The organism is Mesorhizobium metallidurans STM 2683 (assembly GCF_000350085.1).
Taxonomy (GTDB): domain Bacteria; phylum Pseudomonadota; class Alphaproteobacteria; order Rhizobiales; family Rhizobiaceae; genus Mesorhizobium; species Mesorhizobium metallidurans.
Genome location: NZ_CAUM01000112.1, coordinates 53,070 through 66,187, shown reverse-complemented (window position 1 = coordinate 66,187; position 13,118 = coordinate 53,070). Strand labels below are relative to the sequence as shown.

General features: G+C 63.8%; 15 protein-coding genes. 11 read left to right on the top strand and 4 right to left on the bottom strand.

All coding sequences use genetic code 11. From position 1 onward, the window contains the following. Positions 1-31: 31 nt before the first annotated feature. Both MESS2_RS18585 and MESS2_RS18580 read right to left on the bottom strand, forming a co-directional pair. Complete coding sequence (locus MESS2_RS18585; protein WP_008875945.1) at positions 32-1,318, bottom strand: dihydroorotase; 1,287 nt, start codon at positions 1,316-1,318, stop codon at positions 32-34. Continuing rightward, on the bottom strand, positions 1,315-2,274 hold the full coding sequence (locus MESS2_RS18580; protein WP_008875944.1) for an aspartate carbamoyltransferase catalytic subunit: 960 nt from the start codon (positions 2,272-2,274) through the stop codon (positions 1,315-1,317). The genes MESS2_RS18585 and MESS2_RS18580 overlap by 4 nt, the downstream gene beginning before the upstream one ends. Before the next feature lie 175 nt (positions 2,275-2,449). Between MESS2_RS18580 and MESS2_RS18575 the strand changes: the two genes are divergently transcribed. The 3 genes from MESS2_RS18575 to MESS2_RS18565 all read left to right on the top strand — a co-directional run bounded on the left by MESS2_RS18575 (position 2,450) and on the right by MESS2_RS18565 (position 5,076). Next, positions 2,450-4,078, top strand: coding sequence for a DNA alkylation response protein (locus tag MESS2_RS18575; RefSeq protein ID WP_008875943.1), 1,629 nt, complete (start codon positions 2,450-2,452; stop codon positions 4,076-4,078). 126 nt (positions 4,079-4,204) lie between these two features. Further along, entirely contained in the window at positions 4,205-4,765 is a 561-nt protein-coding gene (locus MESS2_RS18570; RefSeq protein ID WP_008875941.1) for a hypothetical protein, read from the top strand. Beyond that, positions 4,765-5,076: a DUF6105 family protein gene (locus MESS2_RS18565; protein WP_008875940.1), complete on the top strand. Its 312-nt coding sequence runs from the start codon at positions 4,765-4,767 to the stop codon at positions 5,074-5,076. The genes MESS2_RS18570 and MESS2_RS18565 overlap by 1 nt, the downstream gene beginning before the upstream one ends. On the opposite strand, the gene ruvX is transcribed toward MESS2_RS18565, so the two are convergent. Further along, positions 5,043-5,528 (bottom strand): Holliday junction resolvase RuvX, encoded by a 486-nt coding sequence (gene ruvX / locus MESS2_RS18560; protein WP_008875939.1) that lies wholly within the window; start codon positions 5,526-5,528, stop codon positions 5,043-5,045. The genes MESS2_RS18565 and ruvX overlap by 34 nt on opposite strands. Positions 5,529-5,645: 117 nt before the next feature. Here ruvX and MESS2_RS18555 point away from each other — a divergent pair, with 117 nt between their 5' ends. The 6 genes from MESS2_RS18555 (at position 5,646) to MESS2_RS18530 (ending at position 10,233) form a co-directional block, all read left to right on the top strand. Continuing rightward, positions 5,646-6,353, top strand: a complete 708-nt coding sequence (locus MESS2_RS18555) for a metal-dependent hydrolase (RefSeq protein WP_008875938.1) — start codon at positions 5,646-5,648, stop codon at positions 6,351-6,353. Between the two features lie 38 nt (positions 6,354-6,391). After that, entirely contained in the window at positions 6,392-6,808 is a 417-nt protein-coding gene (locus MESS2_RS18550; protein WP_083918593.1) for a hypothetical protein, read from the top strand. A 90-nt stretch (positions 6,809-6,898) separates the two neighbouring features. After that, a complete protein-coding gene (gatC, locus tag MESS2_RS18545) occupies positions 6,899-7,186 on the top strand; it encodes an Asp-tRNA(Asn)/Glu-tRNA(Gln) amidotransferase subunit GatC (RefSeq protein ID WP_008875936.1) in 288 nt (95 codons plus the stop codon). 6 nt (positions 7,187-7,192) lie between these two features. Further along, positions 7,193-7,654, top strand: coding sequence for a GNAT family N-acetyltransferase (locus MESS2_RS18540; protein WP_008875935.1), 462 nt, complete (start codon positions 7,193-7,195; stop codon positions 7,652-7,654). Then, the gene (locus tag MESS2_RS18535) at positions 7,651-9,216 is read left to right on the top strand and encodes an amidase family protein (protein WP_008875934.1); all 1,566 of its coding nucleotides are present in this window, start codon (positions 7,651-7,653) and stop codon (positions 9,214-9,216) included. The genes MESS2_RS18540 and MESS2_RS18535 overlap by 4 nt, the downstream gene beginning before the upstream one ends. A gap of 213 nt (positions 9,217-9,429) precedes the next feature. Further along, positions 9,430-10,233 carry a YdcF family protein gene (locus MESS2_RS18530; protein ID WP_008875933.1) on the top strand — a complete coding sequence of 268 codons (804 nt, stop codon included), beginning with the start codon at positions 9,430-9,432 and terminating at the stop codon, positions 10,231-10,233. Here MESS2_RS18530 and MESS2_RS18525 read toward each other — a convergent pair. Beyond that, on the bottom strand, positions 10,170-10,925 hold the full coding sequence (locus MESS2_RS18525; protein ID WP_008875932.1) for a DUF599 domain-containing protein: 756 nt from the start codon (positions 10,923-10,925) through the stop codon (positions 10,170-10,172). The two genes, MESS2_RS18530 and MESS2_RS18525, sit on opposite strands and share 64 nt — an antisense overlap. Before the next feature lie 163 nt (positions 10,926-11,088). Here MESS2_RS18525 and MESS2_RS18520 point away from each other — a divergent pair, with 163 nt between their 5' ends. Together MESS2_RS18520 and MESS2_RS18515 are read left to right on the top strand one after the other, a co-directional pair. Next, on the top strand, positions 11,089-12,492 hold the full coding sequence (locus tag MESS2_RS18520) for an L-serine ammonia-lyase (protein ID WP_040593509.1): 1,404 nt from the start codon (positions 11,089-11,091) through the stop codon (positions 12,490-12,492). Between the two features lie 111 nt (positions 12,493-12,603). Continuing rightward, positions 12,604-13,041 carry a DUF1489 family protein gene (locus MESS2_RS18515; RefSeq protein WP_008875930.1) on the top strand — a complete coding sequence of 146 codons (438 nt, stop codon included), beginning with the start codon at positions 12,604-12,606 and terminating at the stop codon, positions 13,039-13,041. Positions 13,042-13,118 lie beyond the last annotated feature (77 nt).

Genomic DNA, 13,118 nt, shown 5'->3' with positions numbered 1-13,118 from the left:
ATCGGATTGCGGAGCGATGCGCCACAGCCAACTAGGCCGAAAACACTGTGCGTCCCGCTACCAGCGTTTGCAAGACCTTGCCTTGCAGCCGCGCGCCTTCGAAACAGGTGTTTTTCGAGCGCGAGCGAATGCCGCCTTCGCTGACGATCCATGGCTCGTCCAGATCGACCAGCGCGAGATCGGCCAACGCGCCGGGCTTCAGCGTTCCGCCGGGCAGGCCAAACAACCTTGCCGGGGCGGTGGACAGCACCTCGATCAGCCGCAGCAGTTGCACGTCGCCATTGTGGTAGAGCCGGAGTGCCGCGCCCAGCAGTGTTTCCAGCCCGATGGCGCCAGCCGCCGCATCGGCGAAGGGCAGGCGCTTGGTGTCGACGTCCTGCGGGTCGTGCGAGGAGACGATGATGTCGATGGTGCCGTCCTTGACCGCCTCGATCATCGCCAGCCGGTCCTCCTCGGCGCGCAGCGGTGGCGTCAGCCGGAAGAAGGTGCGGTACTCCCCGACATCGTTCTCGTTGAGCGACAGATTGTGGATCGACACGCCTGCCGTGACATTGGCCCCTTCGGCTTTGGCCCGCGTGACCGCTGCCGCCGCCATCGCCGTCGAGATCTTGGCCGCGTGATAGGCGCCGCCGGTCAGCCGCGCCAGCGCCAGATCGCGCTCCAGCGGGATGGATTCAGCCTCGCGCGGAATGCCGGCAAGGCCGAGCCAGCTGGCATAGAGGCCCTCATTCATGACGCCTGATGAGGCGAGGTCGGCATCTTGGGTTTCATGGGCGATCACACCGCCGAAATCGCGCGCATAGGTCAGCGCGCGGCGCATCACCAGCGCGCTCGATATGGTGTGGCGCCCATCGGTGAAGGCAACCGCGCCGGCCTCCAGGAGCAGGCCGAACTCGGTCATCTCACGGCCTTCGAGGCCCTTGGTGATCGCCGCCGCCGGAAAGACGTTGACCACGGCCGTATCCTTGGCGGTGCGCAGCACGAACTCGACCAGCGCGACATTGTCGATCACCGGGTCTGTATCGGGCATCATGACGATGGAGGTCACGCCGCCGGCCGCCGCAGCAAGACTCGCCGAAGCAATCGTCTCGCGGTGTTCGCCACCGGGTTCGCCGATGAAGACGCGGGCGTCGATCAGGCCGGGAATGATCGCCTTGCCGCGGCCATCGATGATCGTGGCGCCTTCAGGAGCGCCCTGGTCGAGCGCCGCCTTGCCGGCAGCGGTGATCTTGCGGCCCTCGACAATGACCGTGCCGACTTCGTCGATGCCGCGCGATGGGTCGACGATGCGAACGCGTTCAAAGACCGTCGCGCTCATGTGTCACGGCCTTCAGTGTTTCTGCGGGGGTCGAGCAGCGCTTCCATGACAGCCATGCGCACGGCGACGCCCATCTCCACCTGTTCCTGGATGACGCTCTGCGGGCCGTCGGCGATTTCCGAGGCGATCTCGACGCCGCGGTTCATCGGGCCTGGATGCATCACCAGCGCGTCGCCCTTGGCCGCCTTCAGCTTTTCGGCGTCGAGACCGAAATAGCGGAAATATTCGCGCACCGAAGGCACGAAGGCGCCCTCCATGCGCTCGCGCTGCAGGCGCAGCATCATCACCACGTCGGCGTCTTTAAGCCCTTCGGCCATCGAGCGGGTGACGATGACGCCCATCTTCTCGATGCCGGCCGGCAGCAGCGTCGACGGGGCGACGACCCGCACCTGGGCGCCGAGCGCGTTGAGCAGCATGATGTTGGAGCGCGCGACGCGCGAATGCAGGATATCGCCGCAGATCGCCACGATCAGCTTCGACAGCGGCCCCTTGGCACGGCGGATGGTCAGCGCGTCGAGCAGCGCCTGCGTAGGGTGCTCATGCGCGCCGTCGCCGGCGTTGACCACCGAGCAGCCGACCTTCTGCGCCAGAAGGGCCGCCGCACCCGCCGACTGGTGGCGGATGATCAGTATATCGGGGCGCATGGCGTTCAGCGTCATCGCCGTGTCGATCAGCGTCTCGCCCTTCTTCACCGAGGAACTCGCCACCGACATGTTCATAACGTCGGCGCCGAGCCGCTTTCCGGCCAGCTCGAACGAGGATTGCGTGCGGGTCGAGGCTTCGTAGAAGAGGTTGATCTGGGTACGGCCGCGCAGCGTCGAGGTCTTCTTCTCCGGCTGCCGGGAGATCGCCACCGCCCGGTCGGCCCGGTCGAGCAGGAGCTCGATGTCGGCGGGGGAAAGATCGCGGATGCCCAGAAGATGGCGGTGAGGATAGGGGGACGAAGCGTCGGTCATCTCAAGGCGCTGCTATAGGGCTCAGATTTTGCAGCCGCAAGCACCAGCTTTGGATTGCGGCCCTTCTCCCCGGTTTTTCGTCGCGCGCGCAGCAACGCTTGGGCTATAACCCCCAACGGCTTCGGATTCGTAGCCTTCAGACAGCTTCGCAGCCTTCAGACAACAAGGACAGTGCGTGACCGACGACGTGATCAACCAGCCGCCGCCGCAGACGGGCGGCAATGCGTGGCGAGGCGATCCGTTGCTGATCCAGCTTGCCGAGCGCTTTTCCGATCCGGTGCGCAAGGATCTCGACGGGCTTGGGCGTTTCGTGCTGACGCAGGAGGCGCAGGAATTGGCCCGTCTTGCCAATGTCGAGACGCCGAAGCTCAGGACCCATGACCGGCAGGGCCGGCGTATCGATCAGGTCGAGTTCCACCCGGCTTATCATGCGCTGATGCGCCGTTCGGTGGCCAACGGCCTGCATTCCTCGGTCTGGGAAAATGGCGATGCCGAGGTCGGTCGCCGCCATCAGGTGCGCGCCGCGCGTTTCTACCTGACGGCGGAGCTCGAGACCGGGCATCTCTGCCCCATCACCATGACCAGCGCATCGCTGGCGGCGCTGATGGCCAGCCCGAAGCTGTTTCGCGAATGGGCGCCCAGGGTGACGACTCGCAAATACGACCAGAGCCAGAAGCCGCCGGTCGAAAAGACAGGGCTGACGCTCGGCATGGGCATGACCGAGAAACAGGGCGGCACGGATGTGCGCGCCAACACGACCAGGGCCGAGCGTGCCGGCAGCGGGTTCTACCGGCTGACCGGCCACAAATGGTTCATGTCGGCGCCGATGTCGGATGCCTTCCTGGTGCTCGGACAGGCGCCGGAGGGGCTTTCATGCTTCCTCGTTCCCCGCATTCTCGGCGATGGATCAGGCAATGGGTTCCGCTTCCAGCGGCTGAAGGACAAGCTTGGCAACCGCTCCAACGCCTCGTCCGAAGTGGAGTTCGTCAACGCCATCGGCGAAATGGTCGGCGAGCCCGGCGCCGGCATAAAGACGGTCATGGACATGGTGACGCTGACCAGGCTCGACTGCGCCATCGCCTCGTCGGCGATCATGCGGGCAGGGCTGGCGGAGGCCGTCCACCACACACGCCACCGCCAGGTGTTCGGCGCCAATTTGATCGAGCAGCAGCTGATGCAGCGTGTGCTGGCCGACATGGCGCTCGACGTCGCCGCCGCCACCGCGCTGTCGTTCCGGCTGGCGCGTTCCTTCGACGAGGCGGCCAGCGACCGTGGCGAGGCGGCCTTCGCCCGCGCCATGACCCCGGTCGTCAAATACTGGGTCTGCAAGATCGCGCCGCCGCTGCTCTACGAGGCGATGGAATGCCTGGGCGGTAATGGCTATGTCGAGGAAGCGCCGCTTGCCCGCTTTTATCGCGAGGCGCCGGTCAATGCGATCTGGGAGGGTTCCGGCAACGTGATGGCGCTCGACGTATTGCGTGTGCTCGGCCGGGCGCCCGGCCTGTTCGACGAGGTGCTGAGCGGCATCGACCGCGATCTCGGCGCCGGCGGGCGTGGCACCATCGGCGTGCTCAAGGCGGCGATGCAGGTCGCGGCAACCGATGAGGGCTCGGCGCGGCTGCTCACGGAGCAACTGGCGCTGTCGGCGGCGGCGGCGGAGCTGCGCCGGCTGGGAGCAGGGCGGATAGCCGATGCTTTCGTCGAGACGCGGCTAGCCGGCCAGTGGCGCAACACCTACGGCATGCTCGATTCGCGCCACGATGCCCGCATGATCATCGACACGCTCTATCCGCCGGTCAACTGAGAGGGTTTTGACAGGGAATTTGTCCTTTGTCGCGTCCCTGTGGATGGCCGTTAACCTTAACAAATGGTTTCCATTGCGGTGGCAGACGGCAAAGCCCACTGTCCTGTTTATCAAAGCAGGAACACCATGCGGTATATATTGACCTCCTTTCTGGCCTTGCACTGGGCGGTGGCTTTCGCCCTGCTGGCGTTCATCTGCATTGACGGAAATCGCGGTGTGGCGGCAGCGCTCGGCGTGTTGGGTGTTGCCGTTCAGAATGCCCATTTCGGCGATCTCGAAAACGCCATCGTCGTGGCGCCGCTTGCCGTCGCATTGCTTGTCGTCGCGGTGCTGTTTTGCTGGGCCTTCGTTGAGACCCTGATCAGCGGCGTGCCAGACCCGCAAGCTGTCGACAGCGTCGTGCGCACCGCCTTCATCTCGGCTTCCGGCGTGTTGTCGCTCATTCTGGTCGGCGGTGCCGCGCAAGGCATCAATGGGCTGTTCATGGCTGTCGCCGTGCAATTGGCCGCACTTCTGGCTTCCTATGTCGCCATGCTTGCTGAGCGGCGCTCGGCCTTTGCCGCAGCGGTTCCGGCCAGAGCCGACATTCGGGCCGCCGCGCATCTGATGGCGAAGGACGCGGCGCACAGTTCCTTGCTGTCGCGCATCTCCGGTCGATCGGACACCAACCCGAGGGATGGCCGCTGATGCGCTATTTGTTCGCACTCTGGGCTGCTCCGCTCGTCCTGTTCTGGGGCTGGTTCTTCCTGTCGCTCAACGATATCAATTTCGGCTATGTGATGCTCAGCCGGCAATTGCATGATCTCGTCTTCCAGCTTTACGGGCAGATGCTTGGCGTCGATCCGGCGATCATTCCCGGCATGGTAGCGAAGGCCTGCGTCATCGACGGGTTGCTCTTGATGGCGTTTTGGGCGTTTCGCCGGCGCCGGGCGATCGGCGGCTGGCTAAGGACAATGCGCGACCGCTATTTCGACCAGGCATCGACGCCAAGCCTCTGAAGCCGGTCGAGAACGCCTTGCAGGATAAAGGCCGCAGCGGCCGAATCGATCTTGCCGGCGCGTTTGCGACGCGAAAAATCCATCTCGATCAATGTCCGCTCGGCCGCCACCGTCGACAGCCGCTCGTCCCAAAAAACGAAGGGCAGGTCGGTCAGGCCAGCCATATTGCGGACGAAGGCGCGGGATTTCTGGGCCCGCGGCCCTTCCGATCCGTCCATGTTGACCGGCAGGCCAAGCACCACGGCCCCGGCGTTCTCCTTTTGCAGCAGGGCCAGCAGCGCGGCGGCATCGAGGGAGAATTTCCGGCGCATGATGACGGGACGCGGATGGGCGAAGGAAAAACCCCGGTCGGAAACCGCCACGCCGATCGTCTTGTCGCCCAGATCGAGCCCGGCCAGCGTCTTGCCGCCGCTGAGCCGCGCCGGCAACTCCTCGATCGTGATGACGCTCAACCGCTTTCCTTTTGACTATGGCGCGGTGCGTCCTGTACGCGCAGAGGACGCAGCAGCACTTTAACTTTGCCGTCGGCGTTCTATCCTCTGGTGAAGCAAAAATCGAGGAAAGCATTCATGAAACTGACCTGGTACGGCCATTCGGCATTCCGCATCGAGACCGCCGACGCGAAAATCCTCATCGACCCCTATCTGATCGGCAATCCGTCCTGGACCGGTGGTTGGGAAGGACCGGCGGAAGGGGTCACGCATGTATTGTTGACCCACGGCCACAGCGACCACATCAGCGGCGCGCTGGAGGTGCTCGGGAAAAGCGGCGCCATGCTGGTCGCCAATTTCGAGATCTGCATGTACCTGGTCGGCAAGGGCGTCAGCGACAAGAAGATCAACCCAGGAAATATCGGCGGCACTGTCGATTGCGGCGGCTTCACCACCACCTTCGTCCAGGCGCTGCACTCCTCGTCGTTCCCGGGCGACAATGGCCAGAACACCTATCTTGGCAATCCGGGCGGGCTTGTGCTGCATTTTCCGGAGGACAAGACGCTCTACCATATGGGCGACACCGACATTTTTTCCGACATGGCGCTGATCAACGAATTGCACGAGCCGAAGATCGGCATCGTGCCGATCGGCGACCGCTTCACCATGGGCGGCGCGGTGGCGGCCCTTGCCTGCCGGCGCTTCTTCGATTTCGATACGGTCATTCCCAGTCACTTCGGCACGTTTCCGATGATCGACCCGACGCCCGAAAAGTTCGTGGCGGGGATGGACGGGTCGGATGTGAAAGTGGCATTGCCGAAGATCGGCGAGACGATTACCTTGTAGAAGATACAGGGTGGAAGACACCAAAACGGAATGAAAACATGGCTTTGAGGAGCTCTCTTTGCATTTCGATGCTGGTTGCGGCGTCGCCTGCGCCTGCAGCGGAGGATTTCATTGAGGGTGTCTATCTCCAATCCGAGGATCTTTGCGCTCAAGCCAAGAAGGATACGCTGCGGACGGTGATCGAGGCCGGCAACATCGTGCTGTCGGCCCGCGGCCTGGAAAGCATCGAATATAATTGCGAATTCCTTGAGATCACCAAGGCGACACGTTCACCGAGCTGGGCGGTGACCGCCATCTGCCAGGAGCCGGGCTATCTCTTTCCGGACGTTTTATCGGTCACGCAAATGAGCCCGAAGCAGGTCGACCTGGTTTCCGTCCGGCCCGTCGACGACGAAAGCGAGGCAAGCGGCAACAGCGGCAGCTATTTCCTCTGCGACGGCGTGGCGCTGCCATAGACGCTTGCAGCCGCGTTGTCGGCATGATGCATGTTGCGCGGCACGCGCAGCGCCGCTATAGCGCGACCTGGTTTTCCCGAGGCGACAAATATGTCCGTTGATGTCAAGACTGTGAAGCGCGTTGCGCGTCTCGCCCGCATTGCGGTGAGCGAGGAGGATGCCGAGCGCATGACCGGCGAGTTGAACGCCATCCTCGGCTTTGTCGACCAGTTGAACGAGGTCGACGTTTCCGGCGTCGAGCCGATGACCTCGGTCACTCCGATGGAGATGAAGAAACGCCAGGACGTCGTCACCGACGGCAACAAGGCGGCCGACATTGTCGCCAATGCACCGGCGACCGAAGAGAATTTCTTCCTCGTTCCGAAGGTCGTGGAGTAGCAGCCGATGGCAATCGAGATCGCCATCGAGACGCCATTGCAGGACGATGTGCGCGGGCTGGTCGAGGAGCTCAACACCACGCTGCTCGAACTGACGCCGCCGGAGCATTGCTACCACATGACCGTCGAGCAGATGGCCGACAGGACCACCACCGTCTTCATCGCCCGCGACAACGGCCTTGCCATCGGCTGCGGCGCGCTCAAACGCCACGACGGCGCAATCGGCGAGGTCAAGCGCATGTATACGCGGCCCTCACATCGCGGCCAGAAGATCGGCGCGAAAATCGTCGAGCGGGTCGAGGAACTGGCGCGCAGCGAAGGGCTGAAACGCCTGGTTCTGGAGACCGGCGACCGCCACCCCGCCGCCTGGACCGTTTACGAACGCGCGGGTTTCTCGCGCTGCGGTCCGGTGCTGGATTACCCTGATACCGAGTGGTCGGTATTTTACGAAAAGAGCCTTGCCCGATGAACGACCTGACGCAACTGACGATTTCGCAGGCCCGCGCCAAGCTGTGCGCCAAGGAAATCACCGCGACCGAGATCACCGAAGCCTATCTCTCGGCGATCGAGCGGGCCAATCCGGCGCTCAACGCCTATGTCGCGGTCACCGACGACAAGGCGCGCGAGATGGCCAAGGCCTCGGACGCGAAACTGGCCAAGGGCGAGGGCGGTTCGCTCGAAGGCATCCCGCTCGGGATCAAGGATCTGTTCGGCACCGAGGGCATTCACACCCAGGCCTGCAGCCACGTGCTGGACGGGTTCAAGCCGCGCTTCGAATCGACCGTGACCACCAACCTGTGGGCCGATGGCGCCGTCATGCTCGGCAAGCTCAACATGGACGAATTCGCGATGGGCTCGTCCAACGAGACGTCCTACTATGGTCCGGTCGTCAATCCGTGGCGGCGTTCGCGCCTTGACACGGTGGTGATGCCGACCACGCATCAGGGCGATGGCGGCTTCGTCTCGGCCGGAGGCACCAGGACCGCGCAGACGCTGGACAATGCCCAGCTCGTGCCGGGCGGTTCTTCCGGCGGTTCGGCCTCGGCGGTCTCGGCGTTCCTGTGCGCCGGCGCCACCGCCACCGACACCGGCGGCTCGATCCGCCAGCCCGCCGCCTTCACCGGCACGGTCGGCATCAAGCCGACCTATGGCCGCTGCTCGCGCTGGGGCATCGTCGCGTTCGCATCGTCGCTCGACCAGGCCGGGCCGATCGCCCGCGACGTGCGCGACGCCGCGATCCTGCTCAAATCCATGGCCTCGGTCGATCCGAAGGACACCACATCGGTCGACTGGCCGGTGCCCGATTACGAGGCGGCGATCGGCAAGCCTATCAAGGGCATGAAGGTCGGCATTCCCCGGGAGTATCGCGTCGACGGCATGCCTGAGGAGATCGAGGCGCTGTGGCAGAAGGGCATTGCCTGGCTGAAGGATGCCGGCGCCGAGATCGTCGACATTTCCTTGCCGCACACGAAATATGCCTTGCCGGCCTATTATATCGTGGCGCCCGCCGAAGCCTCGTCGAACCTCGCCCGCTATGACGGCGTCCGCTATGGGCTGCGCGTGCCCGGCAAGGATATTGTCGACATGTATGAGAACACCCGGGCGGCCGGCTTCGGCCGCGAGGTCAAGCGCCGCATCATGATCGGCACCTATGTGCTCTCGGCCGGCTATTACGACGCCTACTATCTGCAGGCGCAGAAGGTGAGAAACCTCATCAAGCGGGATTTCGAGAATGTGTTCGCGGCGGGCATCGACGTCATTCTGACCCCTGCGACACCGTCGGCGGCCTTTGGCATCGCGGACGAGGACATGGCGGCCGACCCGGTCAAGATGTACCTCAACGACATCTTCACCGTGACGGTGAACATGGCCGGGCTGCCGGGCATCGCCGTACCGGCCGGCCTCGACGCCAAGGGCCTGCCACTCGGCCTGCAGCTTATCGGCCGTCCCTTCGACGAGGAAACCTTGTTCCAGACCGCCCATGTCATCGAGCAGGCGGCCGGCAGCTTTCAGCCGGAAAAGTGGTGGTAGTCCTTTAGGCATCGCGTTTGAATGATGCGGGGCGCTTTAGCCCCGGTCTATGCATGCCGTTACACCAGAACCGCTAAGCGCTTTTGGGCGGCATGCATTGGAGCGACATGCATCCATCCGGATGCACAAAGTACGCTCTAACACGTTTGGTCTACGCACCGTGCTTTCCGGAAATCGATTCCGATTTTCGGGCCGTTGCGGTGGGGGTGAGGAATGTTCTTCTATCTTTCCAAATTTCTCTGGTTCTTTGTCCAGCCGCTGAATTTTGCGATCTTCCTGCTGCTGGCGGGGCTGGTCGCGGCGATGTCCGGCCGGCGAGGATTGGCAACCGCCGGCAGCGTCCTTGCCGTTCTCATTCTTGTGCTTTCGACATGGACGGAACTCGGCGCAATAATGATCAGTCCGCTGGAGGACCGCTTCCCCAGGCCGCCGCTGCCAGCAAGGGTCGACGGTATCATCGTGCTGGGCGGCGGTTTGGAGAGTGCCATCAATGCCGTGCGTGGCGGCTATGAAATTAATGGCGCCGGAGACCGGATCGTCCAGGCGGCCGTGCTGGCGCGGCGTTTTCCGACAGCGAAAATCGCCATCTCCGGTGGCACCGTTGAAATGGTGGTCAAAGGTGAGGGCGATGCAGACTCCGGGCCGCGCCTCCTCACCGCGCTTGGCGTGACGGCCGATCGGCTGATCCTAGAGAACAAATCCCGCAACACCTATGAGAATGCGGCCTTTACCAGGCAACTGGTCGCACCGAAACCCGGCGAGACCTGGCTGCTGGTGACGTCCGCCTTCCACATGCCGCGCGCCACGGCGCTGTTCGACAAGGCCGGCTTTCCGACCGTTCCGTGGCCTGTCGACTACATGACCTCCGGCACGGAAAGCATCGGCTCATTTCCCCCCTACAACGCGCTGGAGGTCACCACCACCGCGGTTCGTGAATGGATCGGGCTGATGGCCTATTGGCTGTCGGGCCGGATCGATCGGCTCTTCCCCGGACCAGCTGATAGGCCGGGCGGCTGACCGATAACCGCCTGCCGCGCGGCGGAAAAGAACTGGCGGCGCACCAGCACCGCCAGAAGCAGCAGCGTCGACAGCACGAATACCATCGGGTCGATGAACCAGCCGAGATAGCCGATCGAGAAGAACACGCCGCGCAGACCGGAATTGAAGTGCTTTCCGGCCAGCATGTTCATGCGCGCCGCCCGCCACACCGCCATTTCGGTCACCGGGTTACGCGAGGCCTCGCCATGCGGGATGGGCACGGCGCCGATCAGGATCGAGCAATAGTTGAACAGCCGGTAGGCCCAGCCGAATTTGAAGAAGGCAAAGGCCAGGATCAGCACCAGGCCGAACACCTTCATCTGGAAGGCCGCGCGCGACGCTGTCTCGCCGAGGGGCAAGTCGCTCAGCACCGCAACAACCTGGTCGGAAGCGCCAAGCAAGGCAAAACAGCCACCCAGCGCAATCAGCGAACTGGAAGCGAAGAAGGCGGTTCCCTGCTGCAGCCCGCTCATGATGGCGGTGTCGACGATGCGGATCTCACGCTCGGCCATGGTCCGCATCCAGGTTTCGCGCTGGGCGTTCATTGCCGTCGTCAGCGACACGCGGCTGAACAGCTTTCCGTCGGAGGCAAGCGTATGCAGCACCCATACGATGAGGAAGAAGGCCAGGGCCGCGAAATCGGCCGTCGACAGATGGAAGGAATCGCCCATGCATTGCCTTTTACCACAGCCGGAGGGGTCGCTTCGATGGCTGAACGCGGCCATGTCGCTGCCGGAGCAAACAAAGTCGGCAGGTGCTGCGCCGCGACCTTCAAAAGAGCAGAAACATCATGGGAATACCTATATGCAGGTTTCGGTACGGAGACAGCTGCGCGTGTTCCTTTCGGTTTTCGACCTGTTCAAGATCGGCATTGGACCATCAAGCTCGCACACGATGGGGCCGATGACGGCCGCGCGGCGGTTTCTCGACGAAGTCGCGGGAGACGACTGGCCGCGTCCGGCCGGCGCCAAGGTCGATCGCATCGCAGCCAGCCTGCATGGCTCGCTCGCCTACACCGGCATCGGCCACGGATCCGACCGCGCGGTGGTGCTTGGTCTTGCCGGTGAGACGCCGCAGAACGTCGATCCCGATCAGGCCGACGGCATTGTCGCCCGTATCGCTGCCGGGAAGCGGGTTTCGCCGCCCGGTCATCCATCCTATCGCTTTGACCCGGCCACGGACCTGGTGCTGGATCGCAAGACGCCGCTCACCGGCCACGCCAACGGCATGGCTTTCTCAGCCTATGATGCCGGCGACCGGCTGCTGCTCAAGCGCATTTACTATTCGATCGGCGGCGGCTTCGTGGTTTCCGAGGAAGAGTTGCAGCGGATGAAGGCCAAGGGCTCGGTGACGACGGAAGGCAAGAAGGTTCCCTATCCATTCAAGAACGCCGTCGAGATGCTGTCCATGGCGGCGAAAAGCGGCCTTTCCATCGCCGACATGAAGCGTATCAACGAGGAAACGCAGATGTCGCGCGAAGAGCTCGACGCCGGTCTCGACGGCATCTGGAGCGCCATGAAGGGCTGCATCGATCGCGGCCTGTCGCAGGACGGCATCATGCCGGGCGGGCTCAAGGTGCGCCGTCGCGCGCGGCAATTGCATGACAAGCTGCAGGAGCAGTGGCAGCAGAACCGGCCCAATCCCTTGCTCGCCAATGACTGGCTGTCGATCTACGCCATGGCGGTCAACGAGGAGAACGCCGCCGGCGGGCGCGTCGTCACCGCGCCGACCAATGGCGCTGCCGGAACGCTGCCCGCGGTGCTGCGCTACTGGCTGCATTTCCATCCCGAGGCCGATCAGCCGAGCATCCGCGATTTCCTGCTGACGGCTGCGGCGGTCGGCGGCATCATCAAGACCAACGCCTCGATCTCGGGCGCCGAAGTCGGCTGCCAGGGCGAGGTCGGTTCGGCCTCGGCGATGGCGGCGGCGGGTCTGTGCGCGGTCATGGGCGGCACGCCCGAGCAGGTCGAGAACGCGGCCGAGATCGCGCTCGAACATCATCTCGGCATGACCTGCGATCCGGTCGGCGGGCTGGTGCAGGTGCCGTGCATCGAGCGCAATGCGCTGGGCGCGGTCAAGGCGGTGACCGCCGCGTCGCTGGCCATCAAGGGGGACGGCACTCATTTCGTGCCGCTCGATGCCGCCATCGAGACCATGCGCCAGACCGGCCTCGACATGAACGAAAAATACAAGGAAACCAGCCTTGGCGGGCTGGCCGTCAACGTGGTGGAGTGCTGAGAGCCCGTTTTGAAACCCACTGAACGCCAGGCTGGGCGCCAGGGGACTGGCACTGTGGAGAAGTCGGGCGGGGCCGTTGACGTGTTCGCCTGCCGGACTAAACCTTAGGCGATGTCTCTCAATCTCATAAAACTCTGCGTCGGTTGCGACAGCGTCGAGGATCTCGAAGAGTGGATCGCCTTCCGTCTTGACGAGCGGCGGCGCGCCGGGGAGCCGGCCGAACATTGGCACACCACCCGCATGGTGCCGACCCGCGGCGCTGAAATCACCGATGGCGGGTCGCTCTACTGGGTGGTCAAAGGCAATGTCCAGTGCCGCCAGTTGATCACCGAAATCCGGCCCTTCACCGACGATGAAGGCATCGGCCGTTGTCATCTTATGCTCGATCCGGAAGTCGTGCGCACCGACTGGCAGCCCCGCCGCGCCTTTCAGGGCTGGCGCTACCTGAAACCTTCCGATGCGCCGGCCGATCTCGGCAAGGGCACGGCCGGGCTGTTCGAGATACCGCCGAAACTCAGGCGCGAGCTCGCCGACCTCGGCCTGCTCTAACGCGTAGGCGCCAGGTCGGAGGCCGATTGTCCTGATCGCTGGCACTGCAAGTCCCATCACGTTGGACTTGCAAGCGG

Excerpts from the sequence above, each read along its gene's own strand:
- MESS2_RS18585 (WP_008875945.1), bottom strand. The coding sequence starts at position 1,318 with ATGAGCGCGACGGTCTTTGAACGCGTTCGCATCGTCGACCCATCGCGC.
- MESS2_RS18580 (WP_008875944.1), bottom strand. The coding sequence starts at position 2,274 with ATGACCGACGCTTCGTCCCCCTATCCTCACCGCCATCTTCTGGGCATC.
- MESS2_RS18570 (WP_008875941.1), top strand. The coding sequence starts at position 4,205 with ATGCGGTATATATTGACCTCCTTTCTGGCCTTGCACTGGGCGGTGGCT.
- MESS2_RS18565 (WP_008875940.1), top strand. The coding sequence starts at position 4,765 with ATGCGCTATTTGTTCGCACTCTGGGCTGCTCCGCTCGTCCTGTTCTGG.
- MESS2_RS18555 (WP_008875938.1), top strand. The coding sequence starts at position 5,646 with ATGAAACTGACCTGGTACGGCCATTCGGCATTCCGCATCGAGACCGCC.
- MESS2_RS18550 (WP_083918593.1), top strand. The coding sequence starts at position 6,392 with ATGGCTTTGAGGAGCTCTCTTTGCATTTCGATGCTGGTTGCGGCGTCG.
- gatC (WP_008875936.1), top strand. The coding sequence starts at position 6,899 with ATGTCCGTTGATGTCAAGACTGTGAAGCGCGTTGCGCGTCTCGCCCGC.
- MESS2_RS18540 (WP_008875935.1), top strand. The coding sequence starts at position 7,193 with ATGGCAATCGAGATCGCCATCGAGACGCCATTGCAGGACGATGTGCGC.
- MESS2_RS18535 (WP_008875934.1), top strand. The coding sequence starts at position 7,651 with ATGAACGACCTGACGCAACTGACGATTTCGCAGGCCCGCGCCAAGCTG.
- MESS2_RS18530 (WP_008875933.1), top strand. The coding sequence starts at position 9,430 with ATGTTCTTCTATCTTTCCAAATTTCTCTGGTTCTTTGTCCAGCCGCTG.
- MESS2_RS18525 (WP_008875932.1), bottom strand. The coding sequence starts at position 10,925 with ATGGGCGATTCCTTCCATCTGTCGACGGCCGATTTCGCGGCCCTGGCC.
- MESS2_RS18515 (WP_008875930.1), top strand. The coding sequence starts at position 12,604 with ATGTCTCTCAATCTCATAAAACTCTGCGTCGGTTGCGACAGCGTCGAG.